Below are 18,578 nucleotides of genomic sequence, written 5' to 3' on the forward strand. Positions count from 1 at the left end.
CGATTCCAGCCGTCTCTTTGCCACTTTTTCTATGCCCGGAATCATCTATTATTAACGTAAATCCTCTTCTTACCTTTGTTTGGCTGCATTGCTGCATTACTTGCAACCTTCGCTCGTTAACTTTTTCTAAGTCCCAGGTCGCTTCTGTTAAAAAATGATGCAATTGGTGGTAAACCACTCCTACTGCGTTGTTCGACATTTGAGTTAAATTTTTTCGCTCACTTTCCCCCAATAGTCCTCCCAAATAGTGCCTAAACCCTTTTTTTTGGGCTTGATGGCTGAAAACATCATCAAACCGACTGCACCATTTCTCAAAGCATGGAGGCATTGCGTCGGGTGTAGTTTCCTTCATGGGTATTTTTCAACGTGAACTTCTTATCTGGCATGGATCATAACTCATTTGGTTTTAATTCATTGTTTAAGTCCCGTTAAGAGGACTTGCGCTATCAGCCAACGATTTAAACCCCTGGCTGACTGAATTAAATTTGATGCGTCTTTTATCTGGGATACCAATGGGACGGAGAATCATCTTGATGATTATATTCTTCCAAAGACGTTACAGTAGTCGCGTTCAAATGATGTGCTTTCTGATTTTGAACGTATGCTACGGCTTGATCCAGTTGCTTACCTCCCAGAGAAAACACACCATATCCTTCTTGCCAACCAAATTTATTTGGAGAAGCAGATAATGCATGATTTAGATAATGGGCGCTACTACCTTTTATATTTTTAACAAAATCAGCAATTGATAAAGTCGGGGGAATGGAAACCACTAGATGAATATGATCTTCTATGCCACCGATTGCATGAACGATACAAGCGAGAGCATCAGCTTTGCCAATAATGTAATCATAAAGTTTAGTTTTTCTGTCAGGACTAATCAGAGGTTGCCGCTGTTTCGTCGCCCAAACAAGATGGTAGTAAAGTCGCCAAAGAGCCATTAAAACTATTCGCTGTTATTTAATATAATTTAGCTATATTTTTCGCTAGCCTGCCAGTCCGCCTGGGGTTTAAACCCCAGGCTAATAGCTCAAGTCAGTTGAAACTGACTAAAAAGAGCCAAAATAGCAATTAATTTGTTTAGTCCTCTTTAGAGGACTTGCGCTATGAGCCAGCGATTTAAATCGCTGGCGTGTGTGTTGTTTAACATAATTTAGCCACATTTTTCGCTTATCCGATAGTCCGCCTGGGGTTTAAACCCCAGGCTAATAGCTCAAGATAGTCCGCCTGGGGTTTAAACCCCAGGCTAATAGCTCAAGTCAGTTGAAACTGACTAAAAAGAGCCAAAATTTCAATTTGATTTGTTTAGTCCTCTAAAGAGGACTTGCGCTATGAGCCAGCGATTTAAATCGCTGGCGGATGTAGGCAAGACAGCTTACACACAATTAATCCACCTTCCGCAACAATGTTCCAGGTGCAACAACCCCCTCCACTGTCGCTATTCCAATTAAGCCATTACGCGATCGCAACGTTACTTTACCCGAACTACGTCCCCCAGCACCGATAATAGTAAACACCGTGCCATTAGCCAAATCTGCTAAACCTTTTTCATCAAAGCCACCCAACCACAACGTCGCTTTATTCCCTTTAATCTCGGTAATTACTGCATTTGCTAATAAACTTGGGTTGTTGATGAAATAGATGGGTTGCTTTTCATACCCACTGGCAACTTTCACCTCAAAACGGGGAGTTTGGTTATATTCCTTAGGTAGATTTTGAATAGCGTAGGCGATCGCATCTTCAACTGTGCTGGTTTGCTGCCAGAGATACTGCGTCAATAGGTAGGTAAAGATTCCCGCATAGAAGCCATTAAACTTAGCATCTGCCGCAGTTTGATTTGGATCTGTTGCCGCCAGGACAACTCCTTTGGCAACTCCCGCCTGATATCGCCTAACAAACTCTTCGCGAGAAAGATTCAGACGTGACAGCCACTTTTCTTGGTATAATTTTTCTTCTGGAGAAATCTGTACCTTGCTGCCTCCATCGCGCGATCGCACTCGACGATCCCTAGTGGCACCGCCAGAGTAACAGCTATCTAGAACAGCGGTGAAATTATCACTTTTCACAGCTGACATCAGCAAGAACAAGGTGTGTCCCATAATGTCCTTCACCACACCGCCTTGTTCTGGGTATCCAACAGGTAGCGAAGCATCAACCGGGACGAAAGTGCCATTTAATCCATTCTTGTCGTTACTTGAACTAACAACCATAGGATCTGGATCGAGAACGCGGGAACCATGCCCTGAGTAGTGATATACAACCACATCCCCAGGCTTGGCTTGCTTAATCAGATGCTCTTCAAATGCCTCTAGAATGCCAGAGCGAGTGGCTTTTTCATCTATCAGGGTATAAATATCTTTGGGATTAAAACCAAAGCGGTGAATCAGGAGATGACGCTGCAATTCCACATCACTGACACATCCCCGCAAAGGTTGAGATGAATACTTATTGATGCCGACGAGTAAAGCAATTTTGCGCGGGGTACTTTGTGCCAGAACCTTGCCGTAGCTTTCCGCTTGTTGATGAATATTTAGCTGACTTAGCCCTAAGGTTGCCAGAGTAGAGCCAGCGAATTGGAAGAAATGACGGCGAGAAATTCGTGCCATAATCACCCTATTTATAATGCTTTTTAAGGTGTTTCTACCTTAAGCGTTTATCTGCTAATTCAGGAATTTGTATCGGAATCTGTAACAGTAACATCTTATGAAGACTAATTTAAATAGAGACATCAATTTTTTCGGGAATATCTACTAGCAGTTCAACGATTAGCTAATAATGCAAAGTGCCATCCGGGAGAATTGCACTATTGAGCTGGACGCCCTCCAGAATTGCATTCTCAAAATCAGCATTTCGCAAATCCGCCCCCCGCAAGTCTGTTCCTCGGAGAATGGCATTGCTCAAGTCAGCACTAATGAGATTAGTTTGCCGCAAATCAGCCTTTGTGAGATCAGCGCCCGGTAACTTCGCCATCGTTAACGCAGAACCGGCAAGGTTAGCACTGGTGAGATTGGCTTTAATCAACGCAGCTAAATTCAAATTAGCGCCGCTCAAATTGGCACCGCTGAGATCGCTATTAATCAAGCTGGCACCGCCTAGATTCGCCCCCCCTAAATTGGCACCCCTTAAATCGGCAGCACTGAGATTGGCACCGGCGAGATTAGCACGCCTCAAGTCAGCCGCCCTTAAGTCCACATCTCTCAACTCAGCACCCCTCAAGTCACACTGAGGACATTGTTTAGTTTTTAGCAACTGTTTAACGTGTTCCAGATTGGCGGCTTTGAGTGGTGTTGCTAATCCCAAAAGTGAGAATAAAAGAGCGAACAGCCACGTTAGCGTTAGCGTAGCGAAGCGCCGATCTGCGTTAGTGTGGCATACGCTAAGAGCGATCGCGAGTCTTGTTCCTTTCATAATCTGCCTGCTGGAATTTGCCAAGATTTTATACTGGTGATAGTAGCCTTCGTCCTTGAGGAAAGCACATGGCTCCCAATCCCACCCTCATGCAAGCAGTTGAACACCTGGGCTACCGAGTCACGGTTGGCGATGTGGCAACCCAAGCTGGGTTAAATGTCAACATGGCTCAGGCTGGATTACTAGCTTTAGCATCCGACGCCCGTGGACACTTGCAGGTAGCAGAAACCGGCGAGATCGTCTACCTTTTCCCTAAGAATTTCCGGACAGTTCTCCGCAATAAGTTCTTGCGGCTGCGACTGAAGGAATGGTGGGAAAAAATTTGGAAGGTTTTGTTTTACCTGATCAGGATTTCCTTCGGGATTATCCTGATTGCTTCCATTGTCCTAATCTTTGTAGCGATCGCGGTTATTCTAATCGCCGTCAACAGCAGCCGCGATAGCGATGATTCCGGCGGCGGTCACTCTCACGGCGGCGGCGGTATGGTGTTTATGCCCCACTTCTGGTTTGGTCCTGACATCTGGTGGTTTTTCTATCCAGACTATAGCGATCGCTACCAGCAGCGTCGTGTCTCATCCCCCGAAGGAAAGAGACAGATGAACTTCCTAGAAGCCGTCTTCTCCTTCCTATTTGGCGATGGGAATCCCAATGCCGATTTAGAAGAACGCCGCTGGCAAGAAATCGCCACTGTAATTCGCAATAACCAGGGTGCCGTGACAGCCGAACAAATCGCACCTTATCTCGATGACATTGGCGAAGGCTGGGGCAAAGAATACGAAGATTATATGCTGAGTGTCCTCACCCGTTTTAACGGGCAACCGGAAGTCAGCCCAGATGGAGAAATCGTCTATCACTTCCCAGAATTACAAACTACAGCGCAAGAGCGAAATTCGCAGCCGGTAGGTGCTTATCTCCGAGAGCGTCCTTGGCGCTTTAGCCAAGCCGATAGCGGACAAATTATGCTATCCGCAGGGCTAGGTGCCGTGAATATTATCGGTGCTTTAGTTCTCAATTCCCTGTTGCGGGGTGAGATAGGGATTCAATTAGCCCAATCCGGCGGACTCATCGCCTTCGTACAGTCAATTTACTGGATTTTACTCAGCTACGGCATCGCTTTCCTGTCAATTCCCCTAATTCGCTATTTCTGGATTCAGTGGAGAAATCAGCGAGTTGAAGCCCGAAATCAACAACGACAAGAACGAGCCATCTTGTTGAATCAAGCCAATTCTGCTTTGCACAAGAAAATTGCTTATGCCCAACAATTTGCCGCTAAAACAGTAATCGGTCGCGAGGACTTAGCCTACACGACCGAAACCGAGCTTATAGAACAGGAGATCGAGCAAGCCGATAAGATTGATGCAGAATGGCAGCGTCGCCTAAATAATTAACAATTAAAAATTAAAAATTAAAAATGGGGAAACTTAATTTTTAATTTTTAATTGTAGCGATCGCTCCTGGGTGAGCCAAGCGATGTCACGAGTGTGGCTACCGCCTGCTTTGGGGCGGAAACAGTTGCCCCCTACTGCACTTTCATACTGGCGATCGCGGTGCGCTGGTAATAGTGCCCCAAAATTTGCTGGTAGTTTGTCCCCTGCTGAGCTAAATTGTAAGCCCCCCACTGGCTTAAACCAAGACCGTGTCCAAAACCACGACCGTTGAGCTGAAAACCCGTTCCTGTGGAACTAACGGTGAACAACGTACTCCTAAGGTTCAGCGCTTGACGCAGCTGACTTCCGCTCATCCGCCGCGTGCTACCACTCCCAACCACTTTCATCGTCATAATCCGTCCGCTGGGGGTAGTGCGTTCCGGTACCAGAGATTTAACGTTGCTCACACCTAGAAGCCGACTGAGTTCGTTGCGGGAGAAGCTTTTCTGCCACTGGTAGCCCGGTGTCCCTTGGTCGTAGTCTGGGACGCCGCGCAGGTAAGCCAGGGGTTGCGACCAAACATTTTCCACATTTTCCGTGTGTCCTCCAGAAGCAGAGTGGAAGACAGCGAGAATAATTTGACCGTTGTAGGTCAATACTTGCCCAGCGGTGGCATTCACAGCCATTTGCGTTGACTCAGCTTCGGTTTCCAGACCTTTGTAAACTTGCCAAGTCTGGGTATCGCCGACATCAAAAACACTATTGCCAGCAGTTTGGCGCTTATACAGGGCGTAGGAACGAGCGGCGACAGCTTGCGCCTTCAGGGCTTCCAGAGGCCAATTAGCGCTCATTTCCGAGCCTAAGACGCTGTAAAGATATTGTTCTAAATCAACTTGGTTGACGGCGGTGAGTCCTTTGCCAGTGGGAACCAATCGAGTGCGTCCCCGATACCAGCGATCGCCGATCCAAACATAGCCGCCACCCGTCGGTTCCACCAACAGTTGCGTGCTTTGCTTTCCGCCCAGCGCCACACCACCGCCTGTAGCACGGGCTTCCATGCCATCCATTGCCGCCATTTCTCCCACCACTCGACCAGCACTATCGCGGATTACGGCTTTGGTGGAACTGCCCACGGTAATCTTGCTGACACCTTCTTGAATCGCCACGCGCAGTTCCATCGCTTTAGCGGGAGCAACCAGCATGAGCCACAACAAGAAAGTCAGCCACCATTTAGAAGGATGTAGCCGCCCGGAGGACGCCTTCAAGAAGGGTAAGATGAAGCATGAATTCTGAAGCATGAAGGATTTCTGTTTGCCTAGAAGCTGTTTAGTTATCATTTATTAAAATTTCCTCACACGATGCCAAAGGGAGTGCTAGGTATACTCATCATTAAATTCCAGTTAAATTGAGAGCCAGAATCCTGTCCTTAAACTTCACTGAATTCAAGACCCTTGAGAGCAAATCCGCTTGTAAATTGGCACAACCCGCTGACTTTTCTTAACGTGGATATATTTACCATGTTTGTTGCCGGAGTGCTACTAATCAATCCTGTGAACTTTTATCCTGAGTCTTCAGAGGAACTGCGTGTTCCCCAGATGCTGTGTCAGGATAGTTACGGGAGGCAATTCCTAGACTTTGCGACCGTTTTCTTGCCAAAATGCAAATTACTTTTTTAGGGACAAGTTCCGGTGTACCGACGCGATCGCGCAACGTGTCCAGCGTGGCTTTACGGCTACCTCAACGAGGAGAACTCTGGCTGTTTGACTGTGGCGAAGGTACCCAACACCAGCTATTACGGAGTGACTTGAAAATCGGTCAACTGAACCGTATTTTTATCACCCATATGCACGGAGACCATACATTCGGCTTAATGGGTCTTTTGGCAAGCTGTGGTTTGGCTGGCAATGTTCAACGCATTGACCTCTACGGCCCCCCCGGTCTCAATGAATACCTCCGTGCTTGCAGGCAGTACTCTTCAACCCATTTTTCCTACCCGGTTCAGGTTCACACCGTACAACCGGGAGTGGTCTATGAAGACGAAGAATTTATCGTCACCTGTGGTCCCCTGAAGCATCGAGTCACTGCCTTTGGCTACCGAGTCACTGAAAAAGACCGTCCAGGGCGCTTCGATGTGGAAAAGGCTACAGCACTCTCGATTCCTCCGGGTCGGGTCTACGGGCAACTCAAACGCGGCGAAACTGTGACGCTGCTAGATGGGCGGCAAATTCATGGGGCAGATTTGTGCGGACCGACAGAAATCGGTCGCAAAATTGTTTACTGTACCGACACGGTTTATTGCGACGAGGCGGTGGAACTTTCGCGGGATGCGGATGTGTTAATTCACGAAGCTACCTTTGCCCATCAAGATGCCCAGCTAGCTTTCGATCGCTTGCACTCCACTTCAACGATGGCGGCTCAAGTTGCTCATGCTGCTAGTGTTAAGCATCTGATTATGACCCATTTCAGCCCCCGCTATGCCCCCGGTAATGCAATTGGGCTGGATGACCTGCTCAAGGAAGCGCGTGCCATTTTTCCGAGTACAGAATTGGCTTATGATTTTCTAAATTATGAGGTGCCTCGGCGGCGGCAGGAGGAATTAGGAATTAGGAATTAAAAATTAAACAAGGGAATCGTTAATTTTTAATTGTTCCGAAGCCGGTCGCGTATTTCAACGAGACGATTTTGATTGCTGACAGGCGATCGCGGTAGTGGAACTTCCGTGTTGGGCCAGCCCGTGAGATCGTTACAGGGACACAGCAAAGGCGGCATTCCCGCAGTCCGGACGGGTACGGGCATGGTGCAACGAGAACAGGGCGACATATCCCATGCCGGTGTCAGCAACTGGGCAATCGATTCTTCGGTGCCCTCTAAGTAGCAGTCCCCTGACTCTGGGGAGAGGATTTGCTGCCAGCAGTTTTCAAATTCTTGAGAGTAGCGATCGCCCCGAATCACGGGTTGCAGCAGCAGCGCTTCTTGACCATTACGAATCAAAACTTTTTTGCCTAACTGAAACCAATAAGCAAGATACTCTCTGACTTGGTGTTGAGATGCCATAACAACGCAGTTAACGGTAATACGTATAGGGTAATGAACAACTAGCTTTTTCTCAATTAGCCATGAGTCATTGGCAATTGCCAGTTTGCCTTTAAGTTTTTCTATGCTAGCGCCTATGATAATTTTGGTAAGGGCGTTCCCAGGTGGCTCAGGTTGAGAACGTGACCGGCAGTAACTAAGTAGACTGGGTTAGCGATCGCGCCTACTCGACGCACCAGCCCTCCCAAGCGATCGCGGAACACCCGACCGAGGGGATAGGCGGGAACAACGCCCCACCCCGCTTCCTCTGCCACCAAGATCGCATCACTGACGCTACTTTCCAAACTTTCCAGCAACTCCTGGCACGTCCTCTCCCAAGATTCATCGTCTTGGTCTAAAAAATTAGCCACCCAAGTTCCCAAAGAATCAACCAGGAGACAACTAGAATTCTGAGATGCCCGAATCGTTGCCGCCAGTGTTATCGGCACTTGCAGCGTTGCCCATTCGCTAGGGCGTCGTCGTCGATGTTGTTCAATTCGGGAAAGCCATTCTAGATCGTTGGGGTCAACTTGAGCCGTTGCCACATAGATAACTGGCTTACCCGAACGCATTGCCAGAGTCTCCGCCCACTCACTTTTGCCAGAACGGGCTGGGCCAGTCACTAAGATTAAATGCTTAATAGAAGTCATTCAGATGAGGTCACGAAGAACTTTTTCACCCGTTTCCGGCGAGTTGTGCATTAAAGTTAAATTCAACAGTGGCAAAATTTGTATCTTACCCACCTGTACAGTGTCTGGGTTATTCTAGCGGTCAGACTTCCCAAAATTTTCGTTGTGTCCATTGAGACCGTTAATCCTACCAGACAAATAAACAAATAAAATAGAAACAAAAACCCAGGAAAAGCAACAATCCCAATCTTTTAGAGATTCTAGCGGCAGTTAACAGGTTTGATTTGCAGGAGTGGCGTCAGATAACTATGAAACCAGAATTAAAACGGATTGAGACAACACTGGATCGATTGGCGGATCAAAGTCCTGTCATCGACAACCCGTCCCCTTGGGAAAATCAGCCCGATACGATGGGTTGGGGTTCAGAGGCATCATCAGATGCCAATCGCTCTATTTCGATGACGGTACAGCCTTTCGCTGACCAAAAGCAATCTGGCAAGACGCCAGTCCTGCCAAAATTAAAACCTCCCAGTTTCACCAACCATCGGAACGCTGCCAATCCTGCCTTGGCGATGACTCTGTTGCAAGAAATTGAAGTGATTGTCGGGGGTTGGCAGAAGGAACTCCATCAAATCTTGCGCCAAATTCAAGATATTTATCTAGAAGGGCCGATTGTTGATGGTTGGTTAGAGTCTCATTCCCGCGAACCGGAGGTTGGCGTTGAGGCGCTGCGTCAGGCGGTAGAAAAGGGTCATGCCAAGTCAGTACACCAGCTGATGGACTATGTAGAAGAACTGTGCAATCAACCCGATGAAAAGGTGACTTGTGAATCTCCACGGACTGGATACCGCCTTGTAGGAATGGATGAGAATGGTCAATTTTGGTCGCGTCCCTGTCCACCCGAACAGATTCCGAGTGTGAGTGTAGCGATCGCTCGTTATCAAAAGCTGCGCCTGCTGCTGAATCGCAAAGAGGATCTGGAAACCCGCCTCAGTCAACTGGCGGAAACACTCGTTGTTCTACATAGTCATCTAAGTGAGAATTAAAAATTAAAAATTAAAAATTAGGAATTTCTGCAATTTTTAATTTTTAATTTTGCATTTTTAATTGATCTAGCCCTAACCCCAAATTTATGACAGAGCCTAAAATTTCTGCGATTATATGTACTCACAATCGAGAGCAGTATTTAGGTGCTGCCATTGATAGCTTACTGAATCAAGATTTTCCGGATTTTGAAGTGGTGGTGGTGGATAATGCCTCCAGCGATCGCACATCCGAAATAGTCAAAGCCCGACCGGGTGTAAAGTACGTCTACGAAAGCGTTACAGGTCTATCTGTCGCCCGCAACAGGGGTGCCAAGGAAGCCAAAAGTGAAATTCTCGCCTATCTAGATGATGATGCCGTTGCTAGCCCATCTTGGCTGTCGGCACTCTATGATGCTTATCAAAGCAATGAAAAACTAGCGATCGCCGGTGGCAAAGTCACCTTAATCTGGCCCGATGGCACCACGCCTCCTCAGTGGCTTTCCCCCGGACTATCAGGGTGTCTGGGAGCATACGATTTAGGAGATTCCATCGTCTATATCAAACAAGCCGGTATGACCCCCAGAGGCTTAAATTACTCGCTCAGACGTACCTTTTTAGAGCAAATTGGGGGGTTCGATGTTAATCTGGGTCGAGTCGGCAAAAATTTGTTATCAAATGAAGAATTACACATGACAGAACGGGCACTGAAATTGGGTTGGCAAGTTGCCTATCTGCCTGACGCCTTAGTTGCCCACAATGTCTCTCCCGAACGCCTTGAACAAGCCTGGTTTTTCAGCCGGGGCTGGTGGCAAGGCATCAGTGAATGTTACCGCGAACAAATCGCTGGTAAGGCAGGACCGCGCCAGCTATTGTTGGGAGGCGAACGAATCGTGCGAGGTCTCTACAAATCTGTTAAATATTTTGGCGATCCCGCCCAACGGTTCGACAATCTGGTGTATGCCTACGGTCAGATGGGTTATTTGAGTGCAGCAATTCAAGGGATGTTATCTGCTCCTTTCAAAGTGCAAAGTCCAGAGTCGGAATTAAAGATTAAAAAAGAAAAATCTTAGTTTTTAATTTTTAATTGTTAATTTTTAATTGTTCCTTCATCCTTCATGGTCATGACCTCCACCCCCTCCAAACTTCCCGTTTCGGTTCTGATTCCCGCTAAAAATGAACAAGCAAATCTGGCGGCTTGCCTGGAGAGTGTAGCCAGGGCTGATGAAGTTTTTGTCGTAGATTCCCAAAGTAGCGATCGCTCGATTGAAATTTCCGAAAGTTACGGCGCAAAAGTTGTTCAATTTCACTTCAACGGTCGCTGGCCTAAAAAGAAAAACTGGGCTTTAGACAATCTGCCTTTTGGTAACGAATGGGTACTAATTGTCGATTGTGATGAGCGCATTACCCCCGAACTCTGGGATGAAATTGCAACTGCCATTCAGAATCCAGAATACGAAGGCTACTACCTGAACCGCAAAGTATTTTTCCTCGGTAAATGGATTCAACATGGCGGTAGATATCCCGACTGGAACCTGCGTTTGTTTAAGCACAAAACAGGTCGCTACGAAAACTTGGGGACAGAAGAAATTCGCAACACAGGCGACAACGAAGTTCACGAACACGTCATTTTGCAAGGCAAAGCAGGCTATCTGAAAAACGATATGCTGCACATTGACTTTCGGGACATATTCCACTGGCTGGAACGACATAACCGCTACTCGAACTGGGAAGCCCGCGTTTATTTAAATATCCTGACCGGCAAAGACGAAAGCGGCACGATTGGCGCTAATTTGTTTGGGGATGCGGTACAGCGCAAGCGGTATCTCAAAAAAACTTGGGTGCGCCTCCCCTTCAAACCGTTGATCCGGTTTATTTTGATTTACATTATTCAGCGAGGCTTTTTGGATGGGAAACCTGGATACATCTATGCACGGCTGATGAGTCAATACGAGTATCAAATTGGCGTCAAACTTTATGAATTGATGGAGTTTGGCGGTCAGTTGAACGTAGCGGCTGCCTCCTCCGTGCCTCCCCAACCGGTACCCCAGCCAGATTCATTAAAAGGAAGCGTGTAGGGTGTTGGAACCAGGCGAACAACCGCCAGCGATCGCGTCGGAATCTCTCGTTGATTTACGCCGTTACGACCAATCCTGGTTTGACAGAGGACGACCGGGTTGGTTTGTCTTGCTGTGGTGGTTGGTACAAGCGATCGCCTTCCCCTTAACTCCCCATCCCTTTAGTGGCATCCGCTGCTGGCTTTTGCGCCTGTTTGGAGCAAAAATTGGCACCGGCTTAGTCATCCGACCAACCGCCCGCTTTACTTATCCCTGGAAAATCGAAATCGGAGACTACAGCTGGATTGGGGATGATGTCGTTTTATACAGCCTTGACCGCATTCACATCGGTCAGCACTGCGTCATTTCCCAAAAAAGCTACCTCTGTACCGGCAGTCATGACATCCAAGACCCAGCTTTCAAGCTGATGACAGCCAGTATCACGATTGGCAACGGCGTCTGGATTGCCACAGATTGCTTTATTGCGCCTGGGGTTGAAATCGGAGCGAATTCTGTGATTGGGGCACGTAGCAGCGTTTTCGGCAACATTCCACCCCAGCAGGTTTGCTGGGGCACCCCCTGCCGTCCCCACTACCCCAGAGAAATTAAAAATTAGAAATTAAAAATGGGGGAAAGAATACCTCTTCTTTAATTTTTAAATGCAAGCATTTTTAATTTTTAACTATTCATTCATATTCCGGTAAGTAGCAACGGCTGACGGAGAGATTCGGTTTAAGTAGCGGAAAATCCAATACTTAAATATCGTGTCCAAAATGACAGGAAAGGTGGCAATAAATATAAAGTTAAAATCTCTGCTTTCTGGTAAGCCTAAATGCCTTGCCATTCCTTCCAGAATCACTTCCCAGCCGTGAGGAGAGTGAAACCCTACAAAGATGTCAGTGAACAAGATAATAATAAAAGCTTTAGCACTGTCACTGAGACCATAAACTACGTCATCTATAAAAGCTTTGAAAATTGCAATTTCTTTTCGGCTATTAAGAAGTAACAAGTAAAGAGAGCCAGCTGCAATTAGATCGGCAAAAACATTTTTGATAGCGTTGGCACTTCTTTGACTATATTCCTCCCCAATTTTTAATGCCTTCCCTTTGACTTCTTCTTCCATTTCCTCCTTAGATAGTTGAGGAGCGACACCGATTAAACTTTTAAATTTTAGTAATTCTTCAAATCTTTGTAATTCCTGAAAAGCCTCTTCTTCCAGATCGACATTTAGGAAGATTTCAGTTTTGTTTGGCTCCCGGAAGCGATCGACGAGAGGCCCAACCAAGAAAGTTTTACTTACTTGTTGAGTTAATAGAGGAACTAAAATTAAAACTAAAATAAACCGAATAGAAATAATGGTTTTCGTTTGGGAGGTGCGAAAACTTTGAACAACTTCTTCTTCTGAGTTGGGGTCAAAGTTTCTCTTGAGTCGATCTAGCGTACTCAAGATTGAGCGAGGCACAAAACTGGTTGTATCAGTCATTGTTTCAGCCTCCTCAGCCACTCGTTCGTCTGTAGGAAACAAAGTTGGCTGATTGACTAGATTCTTGGCTTCAATCCGGTCAACATTCCTCAAGTTCACTTCTACAGATTTAGATTTAGGGACGGGGACTAAGGCTGATGAGGAACGATTTTTTCCAGGCTTGTATTTAGATAAAACATCATCAATAAATTTAAGTTTTTCTAAAGTTATGGATTGTTTGTCTTGAAGGTCAAAATCCTCTCTTCTAGAATTTGCCGCTCCGGTCGTTTTTGTTTTTCTTGCTAAATCTGGATTAGAACCAGTCACTATTGAAGCGCTGACCTGAAACTCTGCCAGCCCAAATTTAGCAGTCTTTAAGTGATTTTTAAGTTTTGTTTCAAAATAAGACATGGCATTTTCACGGTATTTTTGGCAATCTGGGGAGATTTTTTTACCGTCAAAATGTTCATCTTCCAAAGCCTTAATCATTAAGGCTGCCTTATATGCCCGATCCAAGGCTCTCTCTGGGGTTTCTGAGAACCACTGGTTGGCATTCTCTAAGTAGGATTGGAGCTGTGTCAAGAAAGATAGTTTCATAATAGAAACCGAGCTATTACACAAGTATCACCCAGCGTTTAGCAATGTTAACGCAATCGCAGACCATCTGGATCGTCGGGCCGACTCGCAGTGGAAAGACAACACGCCTCGTAAATCTGTTTTGCCAGTGGGCTGAAGGGGAATCTCAACCGCGAGGTTCGCGTCGGAAGGCGGGAAGGCGGGCGCAGGCACCGACAATCTTAGTCTTTGCTGCCAATGATGATAATCGGAGCGAATTAGCTGACCGCTTGGTTACGGCGACACAGGGGCGGTATCCCATTCAATCTAAAACACCTCTGGGTTTCTTTCAGGATGAGGCGATCTTATTTTGGCCTTTGTTGATTCAGCGGTTGAATCTCAGGGCACAATTTCCAGTCAGACTGCGCCCGGAAACTGAGCAGGAGTTAGCCACCCGGTTGTGGCGTCCGGAGTTGGATAATGGTAGCCTCCAGTTTTTGGGGGTGAGCGAGTCTCGTTCGGTGCGTCGCGTTCTGGACTTGTTGCAGCTGTGCGCGATCGCAGGAAGACCCATTGAGGAAATTCCCAGTCTTCTCGAACAAGGTTTAGCAGAACAACAAGGGTTTGCCAGGGACGACGATCCGGTGGTGGAGCGTCCCGACTGGGCGAAAATAGGAACTTTGCTGATAGATTGGCGGCAATGGTGTTTGGAACGGGGATTGCTGACGTATGGGATTATTTGCGAACTTTATTGGCGTTATCTGCTGCCAGACGAAGCTTATCAGCAGCACTTGATTCGCCGATATCAGGGAGTACTGGCGGATAATGTGGATGATTATCCAGCGATCGCCTGCGATCTATTCAACTTTCTTTTAGATAAAGGAGCAGCGGGAGCCTTTACTTATAATCCGGATGGGGCAGTGCGACTCGGTTTGAACGCCGACCCAAATTATCTTGCCAGTCTGGAGTGGCGCTGTCAGGTAGAAACTTTGAGCCAGCAACCGAGCAATGTGGCGGCACTTTACGGAAAGCCGGTGGTGGAAGCGGTGAGCGACCCCATGTTTCTGTTGACCTTACCGGAGTCGGTACAGTTGATTCAAACCACTTCCCGCGCTCAGTTGTTGCGAGAAACCGCTTTGGCGATCGCCAAAGCCGTACACAGCGGACAGGTGCAGCCTCAGGACGTGGCAGTGATTGCCCCTGGTTTGGATGCGATCGCTCGCTATACCTTAATCGAAATCCTCTCCAGCCAGGATATCCCCGTCCAAACCTTGAGCGAACAGCGCCCTCTGAGTGCTTCCCCGACGATCCGGGCGCTGCTGACGCTGCTGGCGCTCGTTTATCCAGGCTTGGGGCGGCTGGTAGACCGGGATGCCGTGGCGGAAATGCTGGTGGTACTCACTCAGGAGTCCGGAGTCAGCAGTCCGGAGTCCGGAGGTAGCACAAATTCATCTCCGATCGTTCATCCTTCATCCTTAAGGATTGACCCAGTCAGGGCGGGTTTATTAGCAGATTACTGCTATTCCCCCGATCCAGAGCAACCCCGGTTGCTGCCGGTGACGTATTTTCCCCGCTGGGATCGGCTGGGACACTCAGCCTGTGCTGCTTATGAAGAGATTTTGCAGTGGCTAGAGGTGCAACGAGGTCAGCTGGAACAGCGTCTCATTCCCAACTGCGTCGCCCTGCTTGACCGGGCAATTCAGCAGTTTTTGTGGAAAGGCAGCAATCTCCCCTACGACCAGCTAGCCGCCTTACGCGAACTGATGGAAACCGCCCAACACTACTGGGAAGTCGATGGAAGGCTGAGGCAGAGCGATCGCATTGAAACCCCAGATTACACCACCATTGAGCGGTTTATCTGCTTGTTGCGTCGCGGCACCGTCACTGCTAACCCTTACCCCGTGCGTCCCCTCGGTCGAGACCGTCACGCCGTGACTTTGGCAACGATCTTCCAATATCGGGCGGCTCGTCGGTTCCACCGATGGCAATTTTGGCTCGATGCCGGTTCGCACCTCTGGTCAAAGGGTGGTGCTGCCACTCTCTACGGTGCCCCTTTGTTTCTCAAGGATTGGTCGGGACCGCTAACAGAAGAAGATACCCAAGAAGCAGATGAGCAAAGACTGCGGCGGATTTTGCTGGATTTACTGGGGCGAGTGGGAGAGCGAATTTATCTGTGCCATAGCGAATTGGCTACAAATGGACAGGAGCAAACTGGTCCCTTATTGTCCTTAGTCAATGCCTCGGTTCCTTTGAACCCTGATTATGCACTCAGCTAACAACGCGATCTTGCCGAGGTTTTTAGAGGGAATGGAGAAAAAGGGTGAGTATCCAGATATATGCCCAAGCCATCGGTATCCCGATAAACAATCCCGCGATCGCCCAGCCTCTTTGATGGGCTTTGAATTGTTCAATACTCCGCCATTTTTTACTTTTCCAAGCCCATTCATTGCCCTTAGAACCGAGGGCGAACCCCATCAACCAACCGACACTGGGTACCCAGGCTAAAAGCCCAATCCAAACATGATTGCTCAAAGGCCATAGATAAGGCATCAGAAATGCTCCCCAATTCCAACCTTTGATTTCATCGGGTACTGGTACTGTCTCATCCAATAAACTGCCTTGCCCAGAATTATTGACCAGTGTTGATGGATTTAAAGGTTGGATATCCGTTGATGTGTTTAGATTTCTGCCCGATCGCAGCGCTTCTAGGGCAATTTTTGCACTTTTGAACCGTTTTTCTAGAGCTGGTTCAGTTAATTTTTCAATCCAGCTAACCATACTGGAACTGAGGCTTACTTGATGAGAAAAATGAATTCGTAAATCCCTAGAAGGCAAATCAGCCGGTGCCGTACCTGTCAACAAATGAATTAAAGTTGCTCCCAGCGAATACAAGTCTGAAGCTGGAACAGCCCTTCCACCAAATTGCTCCATCGGGGCATAGCCATAAGTTCCCACAACAGTAAAGGTGGCTCCCTCTGTCGCTGCTTTATCTTGCACCGCGCCAAAATCAACTAAATATATCTTGCCCTCCTCACCCCAAATTAAATTGCTCGGTTTGATGTCTCGATGTAGCACTGAGGGACTAAGTTCGTGTAGATAAATCAGAATATTAAGAATTTCAGAGGCAATCTTACGGACTTCCTTTTCACTGAACTTTTTGCCTTGTGAGAGTAATTCCTTAAGAGAGGCACCGGGGATGTATCCTTGGACTAAGCCGAACCAGAGCGATCGCTCATCGATACAAAAATAATCTCGATACTTGGGAATCCTCGGATGATTCAACTGCTTGAGTACCTGTGCTTCTCTTTCAAACAGTTTGAGATCGTCCCACTGCACCTCGTCGCCAAAGGCAAGAAGTTTGACAACTACCGACTCGCTAGGTTGGGTTTCCAAATCATCTGCCAACCAGGTTTGTCGCCCAGCATTTTGACCCAATCTTTGTTTGAGTTGATAACGCCCCTGTAATATTTGTTCGGCTTGCAGCATTATTAGTTATTTTCCGTAGAAAGCTGAGATGAGGGATTTCGAGACTTAATATTTGCCTTGGCGTATGAATTCGGTTTTTCATATTGTCACAGCGCCTTTATCTACCTTTCTATCTCTCTTGTGTCTGCACCACAGGCTAGTCTGCCTTTGTCATAAATTGGCTCTGCCAATTGGGTAGCACCAACAGCATTAGATTCACACAAAATTGCCATTGTCATCATTTTATTCTTAGCAGCAGATGAGTATTTTACACGTACTATAAACACAGCCCCAATATAGCTTTTGATATTAGAATTCCGGGCTATCCCGTAGTTGAATACAGATCTGCTCCCCAACCCACGAGTTGCATAGTCGTAGTTTACTGTCTGAGTTTTAATGCCAATCCCTAGTTTTTCAACCGAATCAGGAAAGTCATTGTTTTCTAAAAAATAAGCTTGCTGGGCACGCTTCATCGAGCTAATATATTGTTTTGCTTCCGACTGCTGACCTTTAGCGGTCTTGGCGAAAATATTTGGCTTAATAGCAGCAGCAAACATGAGAATAAATAATGGCAGCGATCCTAAGAGCGCTAAACGACCATAACGAACCGAATTGCCCCTTGGCTGAGCCTCTGTTTCGCTATAGGAGCTTTTAAATTCCACTTGTTGCAGAGCTTCAAGTGCCTCGCGTGCCGTGCTGAATCGTTTTTCTGGAGCTGGCTCTATCAGCTTTTCAATCCAACTGCTGAAATTGGGATTGAGGCGAACTTTATCGCTAAATTGAATCCGCATTTGATGCTGCGGTAACTCAGATGGCGGCGTTCCAGTTAATAAGTGAATTAGGGTAGCTCCTAGTGCGTAAAGGTCTGATGCTGGAACTGCACGTCCCCACAGCTGTTCTGGCGGCGCATAGCCATTGGTTCCTACTACAGTAAAGGTGACACCTTCTGCCTTCGCACGGTCTTGAACGGCACCAAAATCAACCAAATAAAACTGCCTATCTTCCCCCAAAATTATGTTGCTAGGTTTGATGTCCCGATGTAAGACAGGTGGACTTAATTCGTGCAGATAAATCAGAATTTCTAGGATGTCCGTGGCAACATAGCGTACCTGCTCTTGTGTAAATTTTTTGCCCTTATCTAATAGCTGACGCAGGGAAGTGCCGGGAATGTAATTTTGCACTAATCCAAACCAGGGTAAACCGTCGCCCGCCTGTTCATCAAGAGAAAAATAATCTCGATAGTTCGGAATTCTGGGATGGTTTAAATTTTTCAAAACTTGAGCTTCGCGCTCAAATAGCTTGAGTTCCTCCCACTGCATTTGAGGGCTGAAAGCAAGCAATTTGACAATTACCGATTGTCTGGGTTCTGCTTCTAAATCTTCTGCCAACCAGGTTTGACGCCCTGCATTTTGTCCTAGTTGTTTTGTGAGCTGATAACGCCCCTGTAAGACCTTTTCTGCTTGCAACATGATAATTTTCCTTGGTTAGTTGAAGGATTGAAGGATTGCTAATACCTAATTGGGGATTGCCCTTGGTCATTA

Annotated in this window: 17 protein-coding genes; 7 read left to right on the forward strand and 10 right to left on the reverse strand. The window is 47.1% G+C overall.

Annotated features, from left to right (window positions below):
- The 4 genes from ACFW2W_RS16090 to ACFW2W_RS16105 all read right to left on the reverse strand — a co-directional run.
- The coding region (locus tag ACFW2W_RS16090) for a transposase (RefSeq protein ID WP_378180020.1) at positions 1–352 on the reverse strand (352 nt) is incomplete at its 3' end.
- A 145-nt stretch (positions 353–497) separates the two neighbouring features.
- The gene (tnpA, locus tag ACFW2W_RS16095; RefSeq protein WP_378180023.1) at positions 498–941 is read right to left on the reverse strand and encodes an IS200/IS605 family transposase; all 444 of its coding nucleotides are present in this window, start codon (positions 939–941) and stop codon (positions 498–500) included.
- A gap of 444 nt (positions 942–1,385) precedes the next feature.
- On the reverse strand, positions 1,386–2,606 hold the full coding sequence (locus tag ACFW2W_RS16100; RefSeq protein WP_378180026.1) for a caspase domain-containing protein: 1,221 nt from the start codon (positions 2,604–2,606) through the stop codon (positions 1,386–1,388).
- A 163-nt stretch (positions 2,607–2,769) separates the two neighbouring features.
- Complete coding sequence (locus tag ACFW2W_RS16105; RefSeq protein ID WP_378180029.1) at positions 2,770–3,408, reverse strand: pentapeptide repeat-containing protein; 639 nt, start codon at positions 3,406–3,408, stop codon at positions 2,770–2,772.
- Between the two features lie 68 nt (positions 3,409–3,476).
- Here ACFW2W_RS16105 and ACFW2W_RS16110 point away from each other — a divergent pair, with 68 nt between their 5' ends.
- Positions 3,477–4,796, forward strand: a complete 1,320-nt coding sequence (locus ACFW2W_RS16110) for a hypothetical protein (protein WP_378180032.1) — start codon at positions 3,477–3,479, stop codon at positions 4,794–4,796.
- A gap of 131 nt (positions 4,797–4,927) precedes the next feature.
- Here ACFW2W_RS16110 and ACFW2W_RS16115 read toward each other — a convergent pair whose 3' ends face one another.
- Entirely contained in the window at positions 4,928–6,073 is a 1,146-nt protein-coding gene (locus ACFW2W_RS16115; RefSeq protein ID WP_378180035.1) for a SpoIID/LytB domain-containing protein, read from the reverse strand.
- A gap of 359 nt (positions 6,074–6,432) precedes the next feature.
- On the opposite strand from ACFW2W_RS16115, the gene ACFW2W_RS16120 reads away from it, so the two are divergent.
- Complete coding sequence (locus ACFW2W_RS16120; RefSeq protein ID WP_378180038.1) at positions 6,433–7,389, forward strand: ribonuclease Z; 957 nt, start codon at positions 6,433–6,435, stop codon at positions 7,387–7,389.
- A 26-nt stretch (positions 7,390–7,415) separates the two neighbouring features.
- On the opposite strand, the gene ACFW2W_RS16125 is transcribed toward ACFW2W_RS16120, so the two are convergent.
- A complete protein-coding gene (locus ACFW2W_RS16125; RefSeq protein WP_378180041.1) occupies positions 7,416–7,829 on the reverse strand; it encodes a hypothetical protein in 414 nt (137 codons plus the stop codon).
- A gap of 113 nt (positions 7,830–7,942) precedes the next feature.
- On the reverse strand, positions 7,943–8,497 hold the full coding sequence (gene cobU, locus ACFW2W_RS16130; RefSeq protein ID WP_378180044.1) for a bifunctional adenosylcobinamide kinase/adenosylcobinamide-phosphate guanylyltransferase: 555 nt from the start codon (positions 8,495–8,497) through the stop codon (positions 7,943–7,945).
- Between the two features lie 287 nt (positions 8,498–8,784).
- On the opposite strand from cobU, the gene ACFW2W_RS16135 reads away from it, so the two are divergent.
- From ACFW2W_RS16135 to hpsU, 4 genes are all read left to right on the forward strand, one after another.
- Complete coding sequence (locus ACFW2W_RS16135; protein WP_378180047.1) at positions 8,785–9,522, forward strand: hypothetical protein; 738 nt, start codon at positions 8,785–8,787, stop codon at positions 9,520–9,522.
- Positions 9,523–9,608: 86 nt separating this feature from the next.
- Positions 9,609–10,571 carry a glycosyltransferase family 2 protein gene (locus ACFW2W_RS16140; RefSeq protein ID WP_378180050.1) on the forward strand — a complete coding sequence of 321 codons (963 nt, stop codon included), beginning with the start codon at positions 9,609–9,611 and terminating at the stop codon, positions 10,569–10,571.
- Positions 10,572–10,622: 51 nt separating this feature from the next.
- Positions 10,623–11,576, forward strand: coding sequence for a glycosyltransferase family 2 protein (locus ACFW2W_RS16145; RefSeq protein WP_378180053.1), 954 nt, complete (start codon positions 10,623–10,625; stop codon positions 11,574–11,576).
- Between the two features lies 1 nt (position 11,577).
- Entirely contained in the window at positions 11,578–12,171 is a 594-nt protein-coding gene (hpsU, locus tag ACFW2W_RS16150; RefSeq protein WP_378180056.1) for a hormogonium polysaccharide biosynthesis acetyltransferase HpsU, read from the forward strand.
- Between the two features lie 66 nt (positions 12,172–12,237).
- Here hpsU and ACFW2W_RS16155 read toward each other — a convergent pair whose 3' ends face one another.
- A complete protein-coding gene (locus tag ACFW2W_RS16155) occupies positions 12,238–13,614 on the reverse strand; it encodes a proton extrusion protein PcxA (RefSeq protein ID WP_378180058.1) in 1,377 nt (458 codons plus the stop codon).
- Between the two features lie 44 nt (positions 13,615–13,658).
- Here ACFW2W_RS16155 and ACFW2W_RS16160 point away from each other — a divergent pair, with 44 nt between their 5' ends.
- Positions 13,659–15,848, forward strand: coding sequence for a recombinase family protein (locus ACFW2W_RS16160; protein WP_378180061.1), 2,190 nt, complete (start codon positions 13,659–13,661; stop codon positions 15,846–15,848).
- A gap of 22 nt (positions 15,849–15,870) precedes the next feature.
- Here the strand turns inward: ACFW2W_RS16160 and ACFW2W_RS16165 are convergent, their stop codons facing one another.
- Positions 15,871–17,058 (reverse strand): serine/threonine protein kinase, encoded by a 1,188-nt coding sequence (locus ACFW2W_RS16165; RefSeq protein ID WP_378180064.1) that lies wholly within the window; start codon positions 17,056–17,058, stop codon positions 15,871–15,873.
- A 101-nt stretch (positions 17,059–17,159) separates the two neighbouring features.
- Positions 17,160–18,506 (reverse strand): type IV pilin-like G/H family protein, encoded by a 1,347-nt coding sequence (locus tag ACFW2W_RS16170; protein WP_378180067.1) that lies wholly within the window; start codon positions 18,504–18,506, stop codon positions 17,160–17,162.
- Positions 18,507–18,578 lie beyond the last annotated feature (72 nt).

The sequence above is a fragment of the Coleofasciculus sp. H7-2 genome (assembly GCF_042747725.1).
GTDB lineage: Bacteria > Cyanobacteriota > Cyanobacteriia > Cyanobacteriales > FACHB-T130 > FACHB-T130.

What these genes read in the sequence shown, in the direction of transcription:
- tnpA (WP_378180023.1), bottom strand. Translation starts at nt 941, where the DNA reads ATGGCTCTTTGGCGACTTTACTACCATCTTGTTTGGGCGACGAAACAG.
- ACFW2W_RS16100 (WP_378180026.1), bottom strand. Translation starts at nt 2,606, where the DNA reads ATGGCACGAATTTCTCGCCGTCATTTCTTCCAATTCGCTGGCTCTACT.
- ACFW2W_RS16105 (WP_378180029.1), bottom strand. Translation starts at nt 3,408, where the DNA reads ATGAAAGGAACAAGACTCGCGATCGCTCTTAGCGTATGCCACACTAAC.
- ACFW2W_RS16110 (WP_378180032.1), top strand. Translation starts at nt 3,477, where the DNA reads ATGGCTCCCAATCCCACCCTCATGCAAGCAGTTGAACACCTGGGCTAC.
- ACFW2W_RS16115 (WP_378180035.1), bottom strand. Translation starts at nt 6,073, where the DNA reads ATGCTTCAGAATTCATGCTTCATCTTACCCTTCTTGAAGGCGTCCTCC.
- ACFW2W_RS16120 (WP_378180038.1), top strand. Translation starts at nt 6,433, where the DNA reads ATGCAAATTACTTTTTTAGGGACAAGTTCCGGTGTACCGACGCGATCG.
- ACFW2W_RS16125 (WP_378180041.1), bottom strand. Translation starts at nt 7,829, where the DNA reads ATGGCATCTCAACACCAAGTCAGAGAGTATCTTGCTTATTGGTTTCAG.
- cobU (WP_378180044.1), bottom strand. Translation starts at nt 8,497, where the DNA reads ATGACTTCTATTAAGCATTTAATCTTAGTGACTGGCCCAGCCCGTTCT.
- ACFW2W_RS16135 (WP_378180047.1), top strand. Translation starts at nt 8,785, where the DNA reads ATGAAACCAGAATTAAAACGGATTGAGACAACACTGGATCGATTGGCG.
- ACFW2W_RS16140 (WP_378180050.1), top strand. Translation starts at nt 9,609, where the DNA reads ATGACAGAGCCTAAAATTTCTGCGATTATATGTACTCACAATCGAGAG.
- ACFW2W_RS16145 (WP_378180053.1), top strand. Translation starts at nt 10,623, where the DNA reads ATGACCTCCACCCCCTCCAAACTTCCCGTTTCGGTTCTGATTCCCGCT.
- ACFW2W_RS16155 (WP_378180058.1), bottom strand. Translation starts at nt 13,614, where the DNA reads ATGAAACTATCTTTCTTGACACAGCTCCAATCCTACTTAGAGAATGCC.
- ACFW2W_RS16160 (WP_378180061.1), top strand. Translation starts at nt 13,659, where the DNA reads ATGTTAACGCAATCGCAGACCATCTGGATCGTCGGGCCGACTCGCAGT.
- ACFW2W_RS16165 (WP_378180064.1), bottom strand. Translation starts at nt 17,058, where the DNA reads ATGCTGCAAGCCGAACAAATATTACAGGGGCGTTATCAACTCAAACAA.
- ACFW2W_RS16170 (WP_378180067.1), bottom strand. Translation starts at nt 18,506, where the DNA reads ATGTTGCAAGCAGAAAAGGTCTTACAGGGGCGTTATCAGCTCACAAAA.